Origin of the sequence: Rhodococcus sp. T2V (assembly GCF_029269925.1) — a bacterium.
GTDB classification, from domain to species: Bacteria; Actinomycetota; Actinomycetes; order Mycobacteriales; family Mycobacteriaceae; genus Rhodococcus_F; species Rhodococcus_F koreensis.
On sequence record NZ_JARJBD010000136.1, the window covers coordinates 1 to 20,149 of the forward strand.

At 68.4% G+C, this 20,149-nt stretch carries 19 protein-coding genes, 2 pseudogenes and 1 other annotated feature; of the genes and pseudogenes, 9 read left to right on the forward strand and 12 right to left on the reverse strand.

Going from position 1 to position 20,149, the window contains the following annotated elements; genetic code table 11:
- Positions 1-474: 474 nt before the first annotated feature.
- The 5 genes and pseudogenes from P3H15_RS49155 to P3H15_RS49175 form a co-directional block, all read right to left on the reverse strand.
- The gene (locus tag P3H15_RS49155; protein ID WP_276143995.1) at positions 475-6,231 is read right to left on the reverse strand and encodes a non-ribosomal peptide synthetase; all 5,757 of its coding nucleotides are present in this window, start codon (positions 6,229-6,231) and stop codon (positions 475-477) included.
- Between the two features lie 88 nt (positions 6,232-6,319).
- Positions 6,320-6,967 (reverse strand): HemK2/MTQ2 family protein methyltransferase, encoded by a 648-nt coding sequence (locus P3H15_RS49160; RefSeq protein WP_276143996.1) that lies wholly within the window; start codon positions 6,965-6,967, stop codon positions 6,320-6,322.
- A 532-nt stretch (positions 6,968-7,499) separates the two neighbouring features.
- Entirely contained in the window at positions 7,500-7,808 is a 309-nt protein-coding gene (locus tag P3H15_RS49165) for a hypothetical protein (RefSeq protein ID WP_276143997.1), read from the reverse strand.
- An 18-nt stretch (positions 7,809-7,826) separates the two neighbouring features.
- Positions 7,827-8,021, reverse strand: coding sequence for a hypothetical protein (locus P3H15_RS49170; RefSeq protein ID WP_276143998.1), 195 nt, complete (start codon positions 8,019-8,021; stop codon positions 7,827-7,829).
- Positions 8,022-8,105: 84 nt separating this feature from the next.
- A pseudogene (locus P3H15_RS49175) lies at positions 8,106-8,483 on the reverse strand (superoxide dismutase family protein); the annotation flags it as partial.
- Between the two features lie 217 nt (positions 8,484-8,700).
- Here P3H15_RS49175 and P3H15_RS49180 point away from each other — a divergent pair.
- The 5 genes from P3H15_RS49180 (at position 8,701) to P3H15_RS49200 (ending at position 11,003) form a co-directional block, all read left to right on the forward strand.
- The gene (locus P3H15_RS49180; RefSeq protein ID WP_346348878.1) at positions 8,701-9,015 is read left to right on the forward strand and encodes an ANTAR domain-containing protein; all 315 of its coding nucleotides are present in this window, start codon (positions 8,701-8,703) and stop codon (positions 9,013-9,015) included.
- Entirely contained in the window at positions 8,973-9,644 is a 672-nt protein-coding gene (locus P3H15_RS49185; RefSeq protein WP_276144000.1) for a hypothetical protein, read from the forward strand. The genes P3H15_RS49180 and P3H15_RS49185 overlap by 43 nt, the downstream gene beginning before the upstream one ends.
- 150 nt (positions 9,645-9,794) lie before the next feature.
- A complete protein-coding gene (locus tag P3H15_RS49190) occupies positions 9,795-10,118 on the forward strand; it encodes a hypothetical protein (protein ID WP_276144001.1) in 324 nt (107 codons plus the stop codon).
- 112 nt (positions 10,119-10,230) lie between these two features.
- Positions 10,231-10,473, forward strand: a complete 243-nt coding sequence (locus P3H15_RS49195; RefSeq protein ID WP_276144002.1) for a glyoxalase — start codon at positions 10,231-10,233, stop codon at positions 10,471-10,473.
- A 62-nt stretch (positions 10,474-10,535) separates the two neighbouring features.
- Positions 10,536-11,003 carry a hypothetical protein gene (locus P3H15_RS49200; protein WP_276144003.1) on the forward strand — a complete coding sequence of 156 codons (468 nt, stop codon included), beginning with the start codon at positions 10,536-10,538 and terminating at the stop codon, positions 11,001-11,003.
- Between the two features lie 109 nt (positions 11,004-11,112).
- Here P3H15_RS49200 and P3H15_RS49205 read toward each other — a convergent pair whose 3' ends face one another.
- On the reverse strand, positions 11,113-11,568 hold the full coding sequence (locus tag P3H15_RS49205; protein WP_276144004.1) for a hypothetical protein: 456 nt from the start codon (positions 11,566-11,568) through the stop codon (positions 11,113-11,115).
- A gap of 206 nt (positions 11,569-11,774) precedes the next feature.
- Here P3H15_RS49205 and P3H15_RS49210 point away from each other — a divergent pair.
- Positions 11,775-13,036 (forward strand): IS3 family transposase gene (locus P3H15_RS49210; protein ID WP_276144005.1). Its coding sequence is split into 2 segments (ribosomal slippage): positions 11,775-12,072 and positions 12,072-13,036, totalling 1,263 coding nucleotides; the frame shifts between segments, so codons are not numbered across the junction.
- Positions 12,059-12,190: a sequence feature (AL1L pseudoknot), on the forward strand. It overlaps the preceding gene by 132 nt.
- Here the strand turns inward: P3H15_RS49210 and P3H15_RS49215 are convergent.
- The 3 genes and pseudogenes from P3H15_RS49215 to P3H15_RS49225 all read right to left on the reverse strand — a co-directional run.
- On the reverse strand, positions 12,927-13,307 hold the full coding sequence (locus P3H15_RS49215) for a DUF308 domain-containing protein (RefSeq protein WP_346348877.1): 381 nt from the start codon (positions 13,305-13,307) through the stop codon (positions 12,927-12,929). The genes P3H15_RS49210 and P3H15_RS49215 overlap by 110 nt on opposite strands.
- A gap of 18 nt (positions 13,308-13,325) precedes the next feature.
- Positions 13,326-13,598, reverse strand: a complete 273-nt coding sequence (locus P3H15_RS49220; protein WP_276144006.1) for a DUF308 domain-containing protein — start codon at positions 13,596-13,598, stop codon at positions 13,326-13,328.
- 767 nt (positions 13,599-14,365) lie between these two features.
- Positions 14,366-14,576, reverse strand: a pseudogene (locus P3H15_RS49225) (recombinase family protein); the annotation flags it as partial.
- Between the two features lie 308 nt (positions 14,577-14,884).
- Between P3H15_RS49225 and P3H15_RS49230 the strand changes: the two are divergent.
- Positions 14,885-15,085: a hypothetical protein gene (locus P3H15_RS49230; RefSeq protein ID WP_276144008.1), complete on the forward strand. Its 201-nt coding sequence runs from the start codon at positions 14,885-14,887 to the stop codon at positions 15,083-15,085.
- A 53-nt stretch (positions 15,086-15,138) separates the two neighbouring features.
- Here P3H15_RS49230 and P3H15_RS49235 read toward each other — a convergent pair whose 3' ends face one another.
- On the reverse strand, positions 15,139-16,410 hold the full coding sequence (locus P3H15_RS49235; RefSeq protein WP_276144012.1) for a sodium:proton antiporter: 1,272 nt from the start codon (positions 16,408-16,410) through the stop codon (positions 15,139-15,141).
- A 453-nt stretch (positions 16,411-16,863) separates the two neighbouring features.
- Here P3H15_RS49235 and P3H15_RS49240 point away from each other — a divergent pair, with 453 nt between their 5' ends.
- Positions 16,864-18,342 carry a CYTH and CHAD domain-containing protein gene (locus P3H15_RS49240; protein ID WP_276144009.1) on the forward strand — a complete coding sequence of 493 codons (1,479 nt, stop codon included), beginning with the start codon at positions 16,864-16,866 and terminating at the stop codon, positions 18,340-18,342.
- A gap of 328 nt (positions 18,343-18,670) precedes the next feature.
- A complete protein-coding gene (locus P3H15_RS49245) occupies positions 18,671-19,225 on the forward strand; it encodes a DUF6328 family protein (RefSeq protein WP_276144013.1) in 555 nt (184 codons plus the stop codon).
- Positions 19,226-19,406: 181 nt separating this feature from the next.
- Here the strand turns inward: P3H15_RS49245 and P3H15_RS49250 are convergent, their stop codons facing one another.
- Together P3H15_RS49250 and P3H15_RS55975 are read right to left on the reverse strand one after the other, a co-directional pair.
- Positions 19,407-19,859, reverse strand: a complete 453-nt coding sequence (locus tag P3H15_RS49250) for a phosphoglycerate mutase family protein (RefSeq protein WP_276144010.1) — start codon at positions 19,857-19,859, stop codon at positions 19,407-19,409.
- A 170-nt stretch (positions 19,860-20,029) separates the two neighbouring features.
- Positions 20,030-20,149, reverse strand: a 120-nt coding sequence (locus P3H15_RS55975; RefSeq protein ID WP_369426236.1) for a three-helix bundle dimerization domain-containing protein, incomplete at its 5' end; no start/stop codon positions are given.

A 20,149-nucleotide genomic window follows, 5' to 3' on the forward strand; every position in this document is an offset into this window, starting at 1 on the left:
TCCCCGACATCACGGGCGGCATCCCCAGCACCAACGGCGGCACCTCGCAGTACGCGGGCGTCGTCGACAGCGCGATCGAGGCCGTCAAGGCCCAGGGCATCGCCATCGATCCCCAGATCCTGCAGCTCATCGACGCCAACAAGGAACTGCTCCCGCAGTAAACCCCCGCAACTCACCGAAGAGGGGCCCTGCACCGATCCGGTGCAGGGCCCCTCTTCTGTCGCTGGTTCAGCGGTTGATCACCGTGTGCGGATGCGCGTACGGCAACGACTCCGCCGGCAACGGGAACTCGCTGTGTTGCGCCTCCGGGGAATACGGGTGAGATGGCGGGTTTTTGCTGTCGCTTGCCGGGTGATGGGACCACCTCGTTGCCCCCTCTCGGACGGAGGGTGCGCCCGGCGTGGTGCGCCCGTGGGGGCATGGGCAACGCATGCGCAGGGCGTTACCGGACCGGAAGACAGAGGGCTGGGCCGGCTACGGGCCGGCCGGGTCGGCGGAGTGCTTCTGGACGTATTCTTCGGCGGCTTCGCGCAGGAGGTCGCTGGGGTCGCGGTGGTGGCGTCGGGCGAGTGTGTCGAGCCGGTCACGCAGCCGTTTCGGCAGGTGGACGTGCCGTATCGGGGTCTCGTCGCTGCTGCGGTCGGCTGGCGAGGAGTCGTCGGCGCCGACCCGCTCATGCAGTTCCCGTCCCGCCGCGGCATCGGTGTCGGTGTCGGTGTCGGTGTCGGCGTCGGAACCCCGGGTGAGGTTGGGCGGCAAGATCATTTCGTGTTCGTACCGCGGTACGGGTACGTCGTGGAGGTGATCGCTGTCGTTGGTGTTCATGTTGTTTTGCAACCCTTTTCGGTGTGGGACTGCACCGGGTGCCGGTGCGTCGGTTAGAGGTCGTAGGTGGCGAAGAAACGGTGCAGGCATTCGTCCCAGTAGCGTTGTCGGTGCCGGTCGAGTATGCGGCTGAAGCATGTGTGTAGGGCGATGGTGAGCGCGCTGGCCGCGATGAGGGTACCGATGAGCGCGCTGATGGTGATGCCGGTCACCTGGGCGGGGGTGATCTGAGGGCCGGCCCAGTTGCCGGCGGGGTCGACGAGGATCTGGGTCTGGGTTGCAGGGGAGGTTCTGGATGTTCCCGGGGGTATGTCGATGATGGCGGTACGGGGTTGCCCGGCCCAGGCCCAGGCCCAGGTCGCGGCGGCGGTGGGGGGTCCGGTCCGGACACTGGGGGAGGCCGCCTGGCGCGGGGGATCGTCGTCGGTGGGGGCGAGGGTGGCGGCCACGAGGTGGGTGTGGGTCTGTTGGTGGGTGGCGCGGGCCTGCGTGGTCTCGTAGACCACGACGGCGAGTCCGGTGCAGAGGATGATCAGCAGTGCGGTGACCAGCGACAGGAGGAAATGGAGGCGGGTGGCGAGCCGGTCCACGGGCCGGGTGAAGGGATGGCGGAAGCGCCGTGCCCGTGCATATCGCTGTCGGCGGCGTGTCCATCGCATGGTGATCGTCTCCTCGACCGCAGCAGTGTTCGCGTGCTGGAGTTGTCCGGGTAGGGTTCCCCGGCCGTGGCCGTCGCACACTGTCGACGCGGTCACCGCGACGGACAACTCGTGCGGTCGTCATACCCCGGCATCCACCGCCCAGGCACCATCTCCAGGGGTCGAGGGACCGACCGGCGGCTGCACCAGCTACTGGTGTGAACTGGTGCAGCCTCAGTCCCGGTCGGAGGGTGGGCCGGTGGGGGGAGGGATCCGGGTCCGGCACGCCCAACCGGGCGCCGGGCTGCGACCGCGACGCGTCCTTGGCAAGGGGAGCGGCCGCCGCCTGGGCGGGGAGTTCCTCGCCCAGCTCGCCGGTCGAGGCCGGGCTGGGGACCTCGGTGGTGATCACGGTCTGCAATGTGGTGACGAGCGACCGGATCGATTCGGTGTCGAAGAGGTCGGTGGAGTACACCACTGCGGCGTCGATGCCGTTCGGTGCACCGGCGGGGTCATAGCGTTCGGTGAAGTGAAAGTGCAGGTCGCATTTGGCGATGTCGAGCGGTCTGGGGGTGATGCTGAAGCTCAGGTCGGGGGCGTCGAGTTCGGCGTGGGTGAAGTTCTCCAGTGAGATCGCGACCTGGAAGAACGGGTGCAGCGACGGGGATCGGGGTGGGTCGAGGACCTCGACGAGCCGCTCGAATGGGACGTCGGCGTGCGCGAACGCCTGCAGTTCGGTTTCGCGGGCTTCGGCCATCACCTCGTGCAGGGTCATTCCCGGGCGTATCCGGGCCCGGAGGGCGACGGTGTTGACGAACATCCCCACCACCGAGTCGAGGCGGGGGTGACCGCGGCCGGCGATGGGGGTGCCCACGATGACGTCGGTGTCGCCGCTCAGCCGTGCCAGGAGGATCGACACCGCGGACCGGAGCGCGGTGAACACTCCGGTGCGGTGGGTGTGGGCGACGTCGAGCAGCCGGTGGTGGGCGGCGGGGTCGATGACGAACGGCATGCGTGCTCCCGCATAGGACCATTGCGCGGGCCGGGGGCGGTCGCTCGGCAAGACCAGGGGGCGGGGAGGTCCGGCCAGTTGCTCTCTCCAGTAGGCGATCTGGGTCGCGGCGCGGCTGGTGGGGTCGTGTTCGTCGCCGAGCCGGGCCCGTTGCCACAGGGTGTAGTCGGTGTAGTCGACCGGAAGTTCGGGCCACTGCGGTGCGGTGCCGGTGCTCCGTGCGGTGTACGCGAGAACGAGGTCACGGGCCAACGGAGCCAGGGACCAGCCGTCGACCGCGATGTGGTGCACCGCGCAGGCGATCAGATGGTGGTGCGGGCCGTGTTCGAGGACCCGGATGCGCACGGGCGGCTCGGTGCGGACGTCGAACGCGGTCGCGACGACCGCGGTAACCAGGTCGTCGCCGCCGGCCGGGGTCGGGGTTAAATCGGGCAGTGCGTCACCGACGTCGAGGAGGTACTGCTGGGGGCCGGACTCGGTGTCGGGGAATATGGTGCGCAGTAGGGGGTGTCGCTCGATGACGTCGGCGACGGAATCACCGAACGCCTGGTGATCGAACCGGCCGCGGACCGCGATGGTGAATGGGATGTTGTAAAGCGGGCGGGTGGTCTCGGCGCGGTCGAGGTGTCTCTGCGCCGGAGACAGCGGGATGTGCGCCGGCACGGGGAGAGCGCCGAGCTGTGCCTCGTCGGGTTCGGTGGCCCAGGTGATGCGGGCTGCCAGGGCTGTCACCGTGGGGGCATCGAAGACCTCGCGCACCCCGAGGACCGACCCGAACTCGTCGTTGATACGGGCCACCACCCGGGTCGCCGACAGCGAGTCCCCACCGAGGTCGAAGAACGAGTGCTCGGCGCCGACGCCGCTCACCCCGAGCACCTGGGCGAAGGTGTCCGCGACCCGGCGTTCGGCGGGTGTCGCGGGCTCCCGGTACCGGGTCGCTGCCGCGAATCGGGGGGCGGGCAGGGCCGCGCGGTCCAGCTTTCCCGTCGGGGTCAGGGGCACCTGCTCGACGATCATGATCGCCGCGGGAACCATGTAGTCGGGCAGCGATCTGCCCGAGTGTGCCCTCAGGGCGTCGACGTCGAAGGTGGTGGGGTCGTCGACCGCGATGTACGCGACCAGCGCCGGGTCCCCGGCCGTCCGGTGGTGCACGGTGGTGACCGCGAACCGCACCCCTGGGTGGCCGGTGAGGACGGTGTCGATCTCGCCCAATTCGATTCGCAGTCCCCGGATCTTTACCTGATCGTCGGTGCGGCCGAGGAACTGGAGTTCCCCGGTGGCCGTCCACCGAACCTGGTCGCCGCTGCGAAACATCCGCGATCCCGGTTTCCCGAAGGGGTTGGCCACGAACTTGGCGGCGGTCAGGGCCGGCTGCCCGTGGTAGCCGCGGGCCAGGCAAGGGCCTGCGAGGTGCAGCTCACCGCCGGCGCCGGGGGGTTGAGGATGCAGCAGGTGGTCGAGGACGACCGCGTGGACGCCGCGCATCAGTGGTCCGAGGGTGATCTCGCCCGCCGGGTGCATCGGGGCGCTCAGGGTGACGCTGCACGTGGTTTCGGTGGGTCCGTACGCGTTGCGCATCTCCCGCCGAGCAGCCCACCGGTGGACCAGCGCCGGCGGGCACGCCTCGCCGCCGACCACCACCGATTCCACACTGCCCAGGCCGGCCGGGTCGACGGTGGCCAGCGCGGACGGTGTCGCCAGCAGGTGGGTGACCCAGTGAGCACGGAGGAAGTCGGTGAGTTCGCCGCCACCGAACGCGGTCGGCGGTGCGATCACCAGTGCCGCACCGTGGAGCGCGGCGGCGACGACCTCGACGAGGGCGGTATCGAAGGTCGGGGAGGCAAGGTGGAGTACCCGGGACCGGGCCGTGATGCCGTACTTCTCCTGAATCTCCCGGGCGAGGTTCGCCAGGCCGGAATGGGTGACCACGACGCCCTTCGGGGTGCCGGTGGACCCGGAGGTGTAGATCACGTACGCCGGGTGAGCAGGATTCCGGTGCCGCACCCGCCCGGTCTCCCGTGCCCTTTCCTCGTGGGCCGAGGTGTCGAGCACAAGCCAGTCCAGTGAATCCGGAAGGCGGTCTCGGACGCCGGCAACCGTCACACCGACCCGCGCCCCCGAATCCGACACCGTGTACGAAATCCGTCCGGCCGGGTGGCCGGGGTCGACCGGAACGTAGGCGGCACCGGTCTTCGCCACGGCCCACAACGCCACCACCGACTCGATCGACCGCGTAATCGCCACCGCCACGAAGGTTTCGGGTCCGATGCCCCGCGCTGCCAGCGACGACGCCAGGCGATCGGCGCGCCGATCCAGCTCCGCGTAGGTGAGCGTGCCGTCGACCCCGACCACCGCAGTCGCATCCGGCATGTGAGCAACAGTCCGCTCGAGCAGGTGCGGCAGGAGCACGGGGTCGGCGTCGGCCGCTCCCGACCCGGGTGCGAAGTCTGCGCGCTCCCCCGGAAGGAACAGATCGAGCTCGGCAACCGGGGTGGACGGGTCCGCCGCGGCGAATCGTCCGAGAAAGGCCATGAATCGGTGGTGGTACTGTGCGAGGTCGTCTTCGCTGTAGACCCCCGGGTTTCCCTCGAAGTCGATGCACGGCAACGAATCGGTCGATCCGGGATACACGTTCACGGTCAGGTCGGCGGTGGGCCCGGTAGAGAGCACCTGTACCCGGCCGGTGATCTCGCCCAGCGAGATCTGTTGCTTGAACATCATCAGGTTGACCACCGGACCGAAAAAGGCGGGACCCACCGCGTTCGACTCGCCGTCGCGGCCGATGTCCTCCCGGCGGTAACGCTGATGCCGCAGAACCCGTGTCAACGCCAACTGCGTGTTCGCCACCGCATCCCCGACCGAGACCGACACCGCGGTCCGCAGCCGCAACGGCAACACATTCGACACCGACCCCGCCGACTTCCTCAGCAACGCAGTAGTTCTCGCCGACACCGGCAGAGAGAGCACGATATCGTCCGCACCGCACATGAGCCCGAGGAACGCGGCGAACGCGGCGACGACCGTCGCCGCGGACCGAAGACCGGCGCGGTCGAGCCGGGCACCGTCCTGTGTGGACACGCTGTCGCCGACCACGTGCGCGGCGGCGCCCGGCGAGCCGACCCCGCTTCCCAGGGACACCACCGCGGGAAGGTCACCGGCCTCCTCCCGCCAGAACTGACGATCACGGTGTCGTCGCTGCGAATTCTGGTACTTCAGATCCTCACCGAGCAGGCCCGCTGGATCCGCCGCCGCCGGCTCCGGCGGCTCCCCGTCCGTGCGCGCGGCCAGATAGAGCTCAGCGGTGCGACTGATCAGCAGCATGGCACCGTATCCGTCCAGTGCGATGTGGTGAGCCCGCGAATACCAGTAGCAGTGGTCGTCGGCGAGCCGCAGGACACGGGAGACCACCAGGTCCCCGTCGTACATGTCCACCGCGCTCGTGCAGTCGCGTCGCATCCACTCCCTCGCAGCGCGCACCGGCGCATCCCGCCCGCGCAGGTCTACGACGGTGACGGCAACCACCGCCTCCTCGTCCACCGCCACATGCGGCTCCCCGTCGACCTCGATCAGCCGAACCGACCCGCTGCACAACTCCCGGTACGCCCGCCGATTCGCCGCCACCAGCGCCTCGAGATCAACCGATCCCCGCAGCTCCGTGAACTGGGCGATGACAAACGGCACATCCGGAGACAGCTGCTGAGCGAGCCAGATCGCCTTCTGCGCCGCGGTGAGCGGGAGAACGGGAGAGCCGGTCACGTCAGGCACCCCCACCCACGGTGACCGCCCACCAGGCGCCCGGATCCGGCAAGTACGCTCAGCCGGCCCGGTCGGTCACCGGGGGTCGTCACCGGACCGCCCGCACGACGACCAGCTCCTCCGAGCGCTGACCCGACGCGATCAGCCCCCGCTTCTCGAACATCGAGCTGCGCGAGGACAACACCGGCCCGAAGGGCACCTCGACACGTGCAGCGATCTCCACCCGCATGCCCCGCTCCTCGAGCATGATCCGGGTCTTGGTGACGCCGCTCAACGCGGACTGCGCGATCAGCAGGACACCACCCCGGTCGAGGACCTCCGGTGCCTCCACGCAGACCCGATCGAGCAGTGCTCGCCCGTTCCGTCCGGCATCCCAGGCCCGCGCAGCACCCCGAACCGGCAGGGCATCGTCGTGCGCCGGCACGTACGGCGGATTGCACATCACCAGGGCGAACCGTTCCCCACGGACCGGTGCAGTCAGGTCGCCGCGCCGGATGCGGAGGGACCGCCGCCCCAGTGCCGCGTTGAGCCGAGTGTTGATCAGTGCGCGACGTGAGATGTCCACCGCCGTCACACAGCCGGCGCCCAACGCGGCCGCACGCACACCCAGAACCCCCGTGCCGGTGCACAAATCCAACACCCGCGACTCGGCATCGAGGTGCTCCGAGGCCAGCAGCGCGGCCAGCATCCCCGTGTCCGCCTGCGGCGGATACACCCCGGGCAGGCGCAGCAACATCCACACTCCTCCCGAAGGCCTCCAGAGACCTACGGCAGCAGCAGTAGGGCAACCCGGAGACTATCCGAGCAACACCAACCCCCGCCGCGCAGAACCATTGTCGCCAGGACAAACCGGACAAACACCACACCCGAGCCGACCACCCAGACCAGGGCTCAGCGGCAGATCTCGCCGCACCTGATCACCTGGTGAGCAAATTCGGCTTCACGCCGAGATCCGGGACGACGTCGAGGAACACCAGCAGGTCGGCGAGGAGTTTGTCGGATACGTTCTCGATATCGCCGAGATGTCGGTGACGTCGTCGATTATGTGGACAACGTCAATCGGTCAACTGATTTCTGACCACTGGTGGCTCTGCAAGCAGCGATCAGGGTGCGGCAACTGCTGACCGGCGGCGAGGAAGATGACCCGACGTCCGACCTCGACGCAGTGGTCACCGAAGCGCTCGTAGAAACGGCCGAGCAGGGTGGCGTCAACGCCTTCGGTGGTGTTGCCGGCCCAGGTCGGGACCGGCGATCTCGGGCCTGGGATGCTACGGATTCCGGTTGACCACGTGTGTGCCGGGCTGACTCGCTGCGCGCGGAATCAGCTGGAATGTGAGACTGTCCGGATCCTGTGGGTAGCGAAAACACAGGCCGTGATCGTCGAACCACGCGAACCAGTCCGCCCACGAGATGTGGTCGAGATAATCACCCGACCGGGCCCCGACGAAGTCGACCAGCAAAGCATCGGCCGTCCGCACCGATGCGGTGTCCGGCACCCGGGCGGGTGCACCGTGATGCAGTTGGATCCACTGCCGGATCTCGTCGGGATCGGTAGTATCGCGCACCTGCAAACCCATGACAACCTCCGAGTGCCGTCAGCGATAACGACGCCGGCGGCGGATGCGGAAGGTCCCCGACGCACGCGCCGTGCGCCGCCGATAGTCGAATGCCCCCGTCCGGTCGCCGGGAAACGGTCTCACCAGGTGGCCGGAGTCTTGTCGGACCTCCACGCCACAGGAGCGGGCCGGTTCGATGCGCATCTGACGGGTGTTCGAATCGATCTCGGTCACCGCACGAGGAGTGTGCCTGCAGTCGCTCAGCTCGCGTGTGCGTGCGGGTGCGGGGGGATCCACTGCCGGATCCTCGTCGTGGCCTCAGAAGTCTTCGTCGATGCACGCCAGACGGTCACCCGCCATCCCGGCCTGACCGGGACCGGTCATGGTCCGTTGTGCGTGCAGCACCACGGATTGGGCCTCGTCGGGGCGGAATTCCCGGTCCACGGTCGTCGACGAGTGAGCGTTGCCGCTCTGGTCGGTGGTGACGTCGAGCCAGATCTCGTTCTGAGGGTTCGCGTAGGCGGGATCCGACGACGGCTTCTCCGGCGTGGCCGCGGGGTCGACGTCGTTCTGATGGTGCGGACCCGAATCCGCCGGCTGCGGTTCGCCCCGCCGTGTGTGTACGTGCACACCGAAGTCGCGGTTCGGTGCCAACCCGGTCGCGTGGAACGTGACCGTTGTGCGGCCGTCTCCCTCCGTTGCTCGTCGAGCGCACCGCGACCGCCAAGCTTGCCACCCTGATCGAGAGGTAACCGCCGGGCACCGGCGGGATGCTTCCGACACGGCGTAGGCGGGACCTTTCCGGTGAGGTGTGAATGCCACCATGCCCGGGTACGCCAACTTCGAGGGGACCAGCTCGAATCGATCGCGTGAAATGAGCCCACCTCGGGGAGGTGTGATGCCCATGACGTCGGTGCCCGAACCTCACGCGCGCACCGGGCATGCCGGGGTGGGTGTCCAGCATGCGAGGGATGGGCGGGAGACGTTGTCGGTGGCGGAAGGCATCCTGATCGCACTACGCCGTTGCAGCCAGACCGAGGCATTCGACGAACTGCTCGAAGTCGCGCACCGTCACCACCTCAGTGTGCTGACCGTCGCCCACGCTCTGGTGGATCTCGCCATCGACGCCCACCCACCTCTGGGATCTACGGAACGGCACGCGGACGCCTCCGGAGCGGTGGCCGAGTGGGAGTCACGTCTCGCGCATTGGCCAGGGTCTTCCCGGTAGCGCCGCTGCCCAGTGTCGGCGCGGGGCCGGCCGAGGCGGCGCTGCTCGATAATGATCACCGCGCCCAGCAACAGATAGACCGCGGGAACGATCAGGACGACGGTGACGAGGACGACGACAGCAGCCAGCACTTCCACGGCAACTCCCCAGGCCGACAAGTGAACTGCGACCACACCACCTTCGAGCAGTACAGCAGCACCAGCACGTCCACCGTATGCCGCCCGGACGACCCTAGCCGTAACCGCCCGGTGAACATCGCCGGAGTCCGTCACACCGGGGGCGCCCCGTCGCGCCCCACAGTCAGCCTTGCGAATCGTCCCGATCCGCTCATCCCGGCGCCTGAGCTGACCCGCACACGCCCACTCGTGAGGGAAGACCCTGTTCGTCCTGCTCCGGCATGCCCACGCGATAGCAAAGCAGAGCTGGAGCGGGCCCGACGCCCACCGACCCCACAGCGCCCTCGGCCAAAACAGGCCGCCAGCCTCGTCGACACCCTCACCGCGCTCGCCGCATGCACCCGCACCGACGGCACCCGCCCATTCCCCATCGGCTCCACCGCAAAAGGCGGGGCCTGGCGGCTCAACGCCCACACCCCGCTGCGCTACATCGACCCCGATCCACCGCACTAGCTCCGACGGTGGCATGCAGCCGCCACATCAGTGACACGCGTCACATTAGATCTGGGGGTTGTCGACGTAACGTTCCCGGCCCTTCCGCACACCGTTCGAGTAGCCGCAGACGCTGGGCCCGCGGCATCCGAACTAGGACCACCGATCAGCATGAGCACCACACAGCTTCACCGGATCACCCGTTCCGCCACCAGCACCTCCTCCTGGAAGCGCTTGGCTACCGCCGCCGCCGCGACCATCGCAGTCGGCCTCGTCCCGGTCGCCGCCGCGAACGCCACCACCGCCGCACCGGCCCCCGCGCAGCCCGTCGCCGCCGCCGTCACCCACGACAACCCGCTCGACCGCGATAACGACATGCAGCAGCAACGTCAGCACGACCGCCAGCGGGACCAGCGGCAGGACCGGCGCGCCGACACCACCGTCCTCGACCAGATCCTCCTCGACGGCGCGGCCAGCAGCAGCACCCAGCTGTAGCGCAGACGTCCTGTCCCGGGGTGCCGGCGGCGACCAGCCGCTCCCCCCATCGGGGCCTGACGGCCTCGCATCCGAACGTCACCCGTTTTCAGAACACGGCAAGAAGGCAATCATGAGCACGACCGACACCGGTACCACCGCGACCGTCGACGCGGATACCCAGCGTCCCGACCGCGTCGACACCACCGCCGCCACCACATTCAGTAGTACCGCGGACCTGACCGGTGCGTTGATTCGTGCGGCGATCGCGCACGGCGAACACGAGAAGCGCATCGGGGCAGAGGATCCGAACTGGCCCGACTGGTATGCCGCCTACATGGTCGCCGAACAGGCCGGAGCGGAGCTGCCCGCCTGACTGCCCTCGACACCGCCCACCGGTCGACCCCTCACCCCGCCCAACCCACCACGGAGGACACCATGTCCACTATCCACCTGCACCAGACCACCACCGCCACCCCGGAACAATTCCTCGACGCGCTCACCGACTTCGGGCCCGGCCGCCAGGCGATCTTCGGCAACAGCGCCGACGACTACCTCCAGGTGCACGAACTCGGCACCGACCACGCCGATGTCACCGAGGGCTCCGGCGGGTCCTGGGAACGCCTGCGCTACGACTGGACCGACCCCCACCACATCGTCATGACGACCACCGACTCCAACCTGTGGGGCGGAAACTCCGGCCACACCTACACCCTCACCGCGCGACCCGACGGGACCACCGACGTCGACGCCGTCGTGGTCCGCGACGGCAAGAATCTCAAAGGACGCGCGCTCGGGGCCGTGCTCGGCGTCGTCGGCACCCGAGTCCTGGGAAAGCCGTTCGACAACACCGTCAAGGCCATCGAATCCCGCAACCACAGCCCCAACCCGGCGAACAACACCTGACCCACGGCCGCGCCGTCGGGCACCGCAACCACGGTGCTCGACGGCGCCACCGTGTCCGGAAGGTACGGAGAAGCGAAGGCGAGCCGGTGATGTCCGTGTCGCCGCACCGTCACGGTGTCGACGCGGGCGGTGTCTTCGCCGGCGTACGTCGCCGCGTCGATGACTTTCTCGCCGGAGCAGGAGTTTTCGCCACGGTCAGGGCTCCGGTCGGTGGCGCCGACAGTGCTGCGGGCTTCGCCCCAGTATCAGGTGTGGCCGGGGTACCGGTTCCCGGCGTGTCGGGTTTCGTGCGGGGTTTGAGTTGCTCGAGGACCAGCGCCGTGCCTCCGACCGCGACCACGATCGGCCACTGCACCACACCGGTCACCGCGACCGCACCCATCGTCAACACGGCTGCCGGTGTCGAATGACTTCCGCGCCGGGCACCCTCCGCAGCCCCGACGGTCGCACCTTTCATGCCGCCGACCAGGACGCCGACCGCGGCTCCACCGACCGCGCCGAGGGTGGCTGTCGCCGCCTCACCCGCCCCGGTCACCATCCGAGTCGTGCCACCCACCACATTCATAGCCCTTCGCCCCGCTTCACCCATTTGCCCGAAATCGACGACCGACGCCGATCCTGTCCCACCGGGAGTACCCCACCGACCATCCGCCTGAACAAAGCACGGGGCCGGGCCATGGGCCGCCAGATGGTGGTGCACCATCACTGCCGTGCGCAGTGAACCGTCCTGGACGAGGTGGAGGCTCCTGATCTAACAAGGAGAATGCTGGTATGCCTGCACCGAAGAAGTACGACGCCGAGACCCAGGATCGCGCCGTCCGGATGTATCGGGACCGGATCGACGAGCACGGAGGCTCGAAGGTCGCAGCCCGGCGCCATGTCGGCGAGCTGCTCGACATCGCGCCGGCGACGCTGAGGAACTGGATCGAGCGGGAGGAGAGCCGCCAGGCCCCCGGCGCATCGTCTTCGGCACCTGACGTGTCGGCCGAGGTCGCCAGACTTCGCCGAGAAGTAGCCGAATTACGCAGAGCCAACGAGATTCTGAAGACCGCGAGCGCGTTTTTCGCGGCGGCGGAGGTCGACCGCCGACTGCGGTGATCGTCGACTACATCGACGCGTACCGTTCCCAATTCGGGGTCGACCCGATCTGTGCCGTGCTCACCGAGCACGGCATCAGCATCGCCCCGTCCACCTATTACAAGGCCAAGCAGCGCGGACCCATCTTGGACACCGACCTGGGCGAGGCGTACGCCGCCAACGCCGTGCACAGGGTGTACGTGGCCAACAAGCGCCTCTACGGTGCCCGCAAGATCTGGTGGGCGATGAAACACGCCGGCCACGACATCGGGCGCGATCAGGTGGCCCGCCTGATGAAGATCTGCGGGATCCGCGGGGTGGTCCGCGGCAAACGCCGCACGACCACCACCGAGCGCGACGAGCGGGCACCACGACACCCGGATCTGATCAACAGGAAATGGGACGTCCCGGACCGCCCCGATCAGTGGTGGGTCGCGGACTTTACGTACGTGTGGACACTCACCGGATTCGTGTACACGGCGTTCTGTGTCGACGTGTTCTCCCGCCGGATCCTCGGGTGGCAGGTGATGACATCCAAGACCACCGTGTTGGTCACCGGAGTGCTCGAGCAGGCGTTGTTCACCCGCAGGAGAACCGACATCCGTTTCACCTCGACAGGTTTGGTGCATCACAGCGATGCGGGGAGCCAGTACACGTCGCTGGCCTTCACCGAGGCGTTGATCGCCTCGGGGATCGCCGGGTCGATCGGCAGCGTCGGGGACGCCCTCGACAACGGATTGATGGAATCGACGATCGGTCTCTACAAAACCGAGCTGATCGACCGTGACGCGTCGTGGAGCGGGCGGGCCGAGGTGGAGCGGGAAACCGCCGAGTGGGTCCGCTGGTTCAACGCGGACCGGTTGCACTCGTCGATCGACTATCTCTCACCGACCTGGTACGAGACCCGCTATCGTGAACAGCGTCCCCCGGCTGCCTCAACCCCCGAGGTGGCCTGAACCGAAGTCTCCACTCGATCCAGGGCGATTCAAGTTGCACTGCTCCGACGATCAGCACCGCACCGACCACGATGGCGTACCCGCCGACCACCGTCACGATGCCCAGAATGCCGGCACCCGGCGCGAGCAACAGGAACACGCCGCACAGGACCGCGAGAAGGCAGGCCGAGAGCATCCACCGTCGACCCGCAAGAGTGCGGACCTCGAGCGCGCCGACAGCCCCGAACAACCCGGAAACGATGGCGTAGCAGGCGATCACGTAGAGCAACACGAGCGCGGTGATGCCGGGTCAGGTCAGGGCCACCGCGCCGGCCACGACGGCGGCAACTCCACCGGCAACCCACCACGTCCACGGCCCGGCACGGCGACACGACGCCGCCGAGACGACGGAGGTCACCCCGTCGGTGATCGCGTAGACACCGAAGACCACGGTCAGGCCCCACACAGTGATGCCGGGCCAGACCAGCGCGCCGGCGCCGAACAGGACCGCCAGGATTCCCCGCGGCAACGTCATCCACCGGATGGTGCTGGCGAGGTCGGCGGGCAGGGTGTCAGTAGCCACGATGTTCCTTCAGTGCTGTCGTTGTCCGGACACTGATGTCGGGTGAGCCGCCGCCCACCCGGGGGCTTTCCCGGGAACACAGGATCGACCCCTCACCGACGGCGGCGAGGAGTCGATCGTGGCGCCCTCGGATCAGAGTCCGACGCCGCCGTTGAGGCCGAACATGACGCTGAGCCAGTGCAGAAACGCACCGAACGCCACGTTGAAGTCGATTCCGGCGGAACCCATTGACACTCACCTCTTCACCAATTGTTGTCCCGACCTATTCTCTTTATCGGCCGCAACAGAGAATATGTTTCATTGATCCGCCGACGTCGAGAAAATTGAGCCACCCACCGGGATCGGCGAGACCCCCGGGGGTCAGCTGAACAAATGACCAGTTCAGGGGCATGTTTGTGGACGCATGTCCATGAATCTCTCGTCCGGTCAATATGGAGAATAGCTCCACCTGGAAAATCGATCATCCACGTTCGCGGAGATGTTTGGTAAACCAGGCCCGCCGAGGCGGAAAGGGATATTTGTCCCAAATGTGAATACTGCGCCATTAATTGATACGGAGAGTCCGAAGGTATCCCGTCCATCACAAGAGTTGCCCTCCAGGACCTGCCGCAACGGGTGCGGACGTCTTCTCGCCACCGATGCGGCCGCGCTGCGCGCCGCCTATGGTGGCCAGCTGGGTTGCGGCACAGCAGAACCGCAATCGAGGGAACTTGTCCTACCACCAGGCGCAGCCTGGTGTGCTGCGCGTCCACATAGTGTTGTCGGAAGACCGACAACATTCCGAACATCGCGCGGCCCTCGGCGGTCGATGCCCTGCTCGAGCACCTTCAACCCGATGCAGCGCTCGCGAAGGTCGGCGCCGAGCGTGATCAGGTGCAGCATCGACCGTCCGAGCCGGTCCAGCCGCGTGATCACCAGGACGTCGTCGGCGCGGAGCCGCTGTAGCGCCAGATCGAGTTCGGGGCGCGAGGCTTTCACCCCTCGACAGCACTGCCGTCATTGTGAACCCGGACAGCCAGCATTCGACATTGCCTGCAGTGTCTGCGGCGACGGCCCCATCCTCGCCGGCAGACTCGCTGAGCTGGCCGAGAAGGGTGATCTGAGCAAGCCGGTCCAGCGATGGCTCACCGCAGCCGGATGGACCGTCAGGCCTGATCTGTTATGCCCGGACCACGCGTGAGACGGGAACCCTGCGGTCGGCCTTGTTGCGGACCGACGTCCCGACCTTGTTCTGACAGACACTCGACCGGCCGATTCTGGGAAGCGTTAGGCGCGAAAGGGAGAGCATGGGCGAGGACAGAGCAGCGGTGCAACGCTCGGCGGTTGAGTCGGCGTTGTATCAGGCAACCAAGCACACCTGGGCGGTGTCGGAGGTCGATCTGGAGGCGATCGTCGCGGGCGAGCGTGTCGGACCGCTCGGTCGTGCCGACACGACGGGCATGGATGTCGCGTTTCTGAACCCGGACTCGCTGCGGGACGTGATCTAGACCGGAGCCCGCGCAACACGGGCTCCGCCGCAACATGAGGGATCCGCGCCGGCCTACCCAGTTCGGCCGTCGCCGGCGGTGTCGCCTCGCCCCCGGTCGAGCAACTGCATGACGGTGGTGGCGGTGACGCCGTGGACGATCACCGACAGCACCACGGCGAACGCGGCCGTCGACCACAACGCGCTCTCCTGATCGATACCCGCGACCGCGGCGGCGAACGCGAGATAGTAGATCGAGCCGATGCCGCGGATACCGAAGACCGCGGTCACCCGCCGCTCCGGGACCGTCATCTCGCGGCAACCGAGCAGCGCCAGCCACCCCACGACCGGACGGATCACGACCACGAGCGCCACCGCAACCAGGACCCCACCCCAGGTCAGCTGATCCAGCAGGCCCGACGTGAGCGCGACGCCCAGCAACAACAGCACCGCGAGGGTCAGGACGTGCTCGAGATGTTCCATCACCCGGTGCATCTCGGCGTGATACGAATGCGCCCGCTCGATCCGACGGAGCGCGACGGCACACGCGAAGACGGCGAGAAAGCCATACCCACCGACGAGTTCGGTGAGCCCGTACACCACGAACGTGGCGGCCAGCGCCACGATCGGTTCACCACTCTCGGCCAGCCGCGCCTGCGGAATCGGGAAGTGGAACACCACCCGCCCGAGCAGATACCCGGCGACCGCACCGATCGCCGCGCCCAGCACGGACTTGCCGACCAGCTCCCACAGGAACCACTGCGCGATCCAGTCCCCTGCCGGGCCCTTCGTGATCAGAAACAGTGCCAGATAGACGAACGGAAACGCGAGAGCGTCGTTGAGCCCGGCCTCCGAGGTCAGCGCGAACCGCACCTCGTCGTCCTCCCGGTCGGCGCCGTCCCCCGACGATGGTCCCTCCACCTGGACGTCGGAGGCCAGCACCGGATCGGTCGGGGCGAGCACGGCACCGAGCAGCAGCGCCGCCGCCGGCGTCAGCGCCGCCGCCCACCAGCCGAGAACCGCCACCGCGGCGATACCGAGCGGCATCGCGATACCCAGCAGCCGCCACGTCGAGTTCCACGACCGTAAGCCGAGCGGCCGGTCGATCGCCAGGCCGACACCCATCAGCGCGACGATGACACAGCCCTCGCTCACATGCTCGGCCACCGCGGGATGCGCCACCGGCGACACCAGGTCGGCGTTGCCGAGGAACACCCCCACCACCGCTCCGACCGCGAGCACCACCAGCGGCGCCGATACCGCCCGGTTGCGCATGATGCGCGGAACGGTCGCGGCGAGCAGCAACGCCACCCCGGCGGACAGGTAGACGACGTCGGTATTCACGATGACCCCGCGCACCTTTCGTGAAAAGGGGAGGACAGTGCAGAGTTCACGGAAAACGACGCCCCGAAACGCCGGTCACCTGACCCTGCACCAACTCGTCGATGCGATCGTCTTCCGGTTCCGACGGTGCTCACCCGCGGCGTCTCGCACTCGACAGCACCCGGCGGAGACCCGGGAGCCTTGCGAGGAACCCACCACCCGGACACCGGTGCAGGGTTCACCCTGTCCGCCCCTCGACTCTGCACGCGACGGTCAGTCAGTGCCATCGACCGTGCGTGCCACGATCGGGTCACCCCATGCCGACACCCTCATCTCTGACGCCTAGACCTCGTCGTCACCGTGTCTCGACGTCGCCGTCGCTCGGGAGATCAGTCGGTCGCAGGCGGGGGTGGATCCCACCTCCCACGCACTCGAGTGCGCTGATTATTCGACGGGCCGCGCGGGCAGTCTGGATCCATGAGCACGGCGCAGCAGGAGCGGGAAGACAAATACGAGGCGGGCGCGGACTTCGCGGTGCCAGACCTGAGCGATCTGATCCCGGCGGGCGGCCTGGTCAAGGAGGACACCGTCACCCTCGACAACGAATACTTCGACACCACGGACCGGGACCTGCTCGGCCACCAGGTGACGCTGCGGCGCCGGGCCGGGGACACCGACACCGGCTGGCACCTGAAGGTGCCCGACCGCAAGGCGCGCACCGAAATCCGATTACCGCTCACCGGCGGCGATTCGGTGCCCGACGAGCTCGCGGCACTGGTCTGCGGGGTGGCGGTGGGCAAACCGGTGCACCCGGTGGCGTCCATCTGCACCGTCCGGCTCCGCCGCCGGGTACTCGACGCGGACGGGAACCTGCTTGCCGAGGTCGCCGACGACACGGTGCAGGCCACCGCGGCCGCCGCCTCGGCCGGGGACGGCGCGATCGCCAGCGACTGGCGCGAGGTGGAGGTCGAACTGGGCGAGGCCGGTGACGGGACACTGCTGCGGGCAATCGGGAAACGGCTGACCCGTGCCGGTGCCCGCCCCTCGCGGTACGCGTCGAAACTGTCCCGGGCCCTGAACCCGGACGGTCCGGGCGTTGCCGGCGACGATTCCGGCGGGAGGGCGGCGGTGCGGGAGTTGTTGGCCGGCTACCTCGATACCCAGGTTCAGGCGATCGTCGGGGGCGACGTGTGGCTGCGCCGGGGATTGGATCCGGTCCATGCCACCCGGGTCGGCATCCGACGATTCCGCAGCACCCTGCGGGTGTTCAAGAAAATACTGGACCCCACTGATCGGGCGCGGCTCGACGAGGAGCTGTCCTGGTACGCCGGGGTGCTCGGTGAGGTCCGGGACCGGCAGGTCCAGCGCGCCCGGTTCGCGACCGCGGTCGCCGACCTGCCGGACGAGTTGGTGCTCGGTCCGGTCGCCGCCCGCATCGAGAACGATCTGCTCGCCGAACAACTCCGATACCGGGCCGAGGTCATGACAACCCTCGACAGTGATCGGTACCGGGCGGTGCTCGCCGCCCTGGCGCGGTGGCGCACCGACCCGCCGCTGACCGAGGACGCCGCCTCCGGGGCCCGGGTGCTGAAGAAGGCCGCCCGCAAGGCCCGCCGCAAGGCCGACAAGAGGTTGGCTGCCGCCCTCGACGACGGCGACGACGAGGCCCTGCACCGCGCCCGCAAGGCCGCGAAACGGGCCCGCTACGCCGCCGAACTCACCCGCCCGCTGGTCAAGAAGAAGAAAGGCAAGAAGCGGGTGGTCGAATACAAGAAGATCCAGCAGGTTCTCGGGGACCACCAGGACAGCGTGGTCGCCCTGGGCACCCTCCGCGCCCTCGGCGCCCGCGCCGGGACCACCGACGGCGAGAACGGGTTCACCTTCGGGCTGCTCTACGGGCTCGAACTGCAGGCCGCTAGGCGTGCCCGCGATGACGCCGCTTCGCTCGCCACCTGATCCGCGTCCCGCAGGGCGAACCGAACCCGGGTGCGGTGGCCGATCGCCCCGGACAGACAGCGCGGCGTCCGCCCGGCGGCCGACCTCGGGCCCGGTTGACGCCCGGAGCGACGACGCCGGGATAGCAGGGCAGTGTCGTGCGGCGCTGGATCTCTCGCAGCACAGACCACACGAGGGCTGGGCGTAGACGGTGAAACCCGCACGCATATCGGCAATGTCGTACCGGGAAGCGCCGGGCGACCCGGAGTGTGCGAAACGGACATTTCGGGTACCAGGTAGGTGGTGTTCGGTCACGGTGACCGCTCCTCTCGAGGACAGTGGGTTGGACATGTCGGATGGCAGTGACGAGCGGGCGCGGGACGACGGCGGGTGGAACTATCGCGCGCGCCACGAGACGGAAACCCAACGGCTCGACCGCAACTGGGCGGCGCTGCTGCAGGAGCTGCGTGTCGTGCAGACCGGCGTGCAACTGCTCACCGGGTTCCTGTTGACGTTGCCGTTCCAGCAGCGTTTCGCGGATTTGACGGACTTCGAGGTCGGGGTCTACCTCGCGACCGTCGCCCTGTCGGTGCTGTCGACGATGCTGCTGGTCGCGCCCGTCGGGATCCATCGCGCGCTGTTCCGCCAGCACGCCCTTCCCACCCTGGTCTCCACCGCGCACACGCTGACGGTCTGCGGTATCGCCACATTTGGGGCGGCGCTCGTCGGGGTCGTGCTGCTCATCTTCAGTTTCGTCGTGTCCCCGAGGGTCGGCCTCGTCGCGGCGGCGGTAGCGGCGACCCTCTTCTGCATGCTGTCCTTGCTGGCCACCATCCTCCGCCTGCGGCAGCGCAACGACAACGACAACGACAACGACCAGCCACGCTCCACGAACCGCGACTGACGAGCCCGCCGGCACACCGCCGAGGTGGTCTCCTCCACGTCACTGACGGTGCGCAACTGGCCGTCCCCCGGCGAGCCCGGCACACCCCGACGACGAGCCCGACCACCGGCAGGGGAGGTGGCCGGCCACACCGTCACGTCCTCGGCCACGACCACCCGCCCGGCTCCGGCTGTGTTGGCGGTCAGGCGGGGGGTGTGGGCGGAAGATAGCGGGGGTCGGCGCCCGGGGTGAAGATCCACGCCCCACCCTTCGCTGTCTTCGCGGTCGGGAAGTCGCAGCGCGAGTCGTGTTCGGAGATCGCTGCCAGGTCGTCGAGTATCTCGCCGTGTGTGCACCAGAGAGTCCCGCCGATGTGGGACCCACACAGGGCCGCCCGGAGTTGATCGACCGGTGCGTCCGGGGCCAGCAGCCAATGGTCCTGAACGGGGAGCACCCGTTCGGCGGCGAGGGCGGCGAGGGTGTCCCGGCACCGGGCGGTAGGGCTGGAGAACAGGGTGTGGAGTTCGATGCCGTCGAGCGCGGCCACCAGGCCGGCCGCCTGCCGGCGGCCGAGCGGGCTCAACGGGCGGTTCGTCTCTGCTCCACGCCATGTCGTCTTCCCGACCGCGTGCGCGTGCCGCACCACCACGAACATCGAGAGCCTCCACCCGGACGAGAGTCGCCGACACCGCATCGGTGCCTGGTCAGCATAGATCCCGCGGCACCGCCGCCCGGCCCAGTGCGGCCGAGAGAGGGTGCTGACCCCGCGCTGGATGTCGCCGGGCTCCGGCACCACCACGCCGATCGTGCCGGTGTATGTGCCGATTACCGCGGGTAGGCGCCGGAGTCGCTGGACTCGGTCGGGTGGGACACGCCGCCCCCGAGGGTGACGGTGGCGGCACGTTCGACGAGCAGCGGCACGAAGTCCCGCACCGGCCGGCCGTC

Excerpts from the sequence above, each read along its gene's own strand:
- P3H15_RS49160 (WP_276143996.1), bottom strand. The coding sequence starts at position 6,967 with ATGTTGCTGCGCCTGCCCGGGGTGTATCCGCCGCAGGCGGACACGGGG.
- P3H15_RS49165 (WP_276143997.1), bottom strand. The coding sequence starts at position 7,808 with ATGGGTTTGCAGGTGCGCGATACTACCGATCCCGACGAGATCCGGCAG.
- P3H15_RS49190 (WP_276144001.1), top strand. The coding sequence starts at position 9,795 with ATGAGCACCACACAGCTTCACCGGATCACCCGTTCCGCCACCAGCACC.
- P3H15_RS49195 (WP_276144002.1), top strand. The coding sequence starts at position 10,231 with ATGAGCACGACCGACACCGGTACCACCGCGACCGTCGACGCGGATACC.
- P3H15_RS49200 (WP_276144003.1), top strand. The coding sequence starts at position 10,536 with ATGTCCACTATCCACCTGCACCAGACCACCACCGCCACCCCGGAACAA.
- P3H15_RS49205 (WP_276144004.1), bottom strand. The coding sequence starts at position 11,568 with ATGAATGTGGTGGGTGGCACGACTCGGATGGTGACCGGGGCGGGTGAG.
- P3H15_RS49230 (WP_276144008.1), top strand. The coding sequence starts at position 14,885 with ATGGGCGAGGACAGAGCAGCGGTGCAACGCTCGGCGGTTGAGTCGGCG.
- P3H15_RS49240 (WP_276144009.1), top strand. The coding sequence starts at position 16,864 with ATGAGCACGGCGCAGCAGGAGCGGGAAGACAAATACGAGGCGGGCGCG.
- P3H15_RS49245 (WP_276144013.1), top strand. The coding sequence starts at position 18,671 with ATGTCGGATGGCAGTGACGAGCGGGCGCGGGACGACGGCGGGTGGAAC.
- P3H15_RS49250 (WP_276144010.1), bottom strand. The coding sequence starts at position 19,859 with ATGTTCGTGGTGGTGCGGCACGCGCACGCGGTCGGGAAGACGACATGG.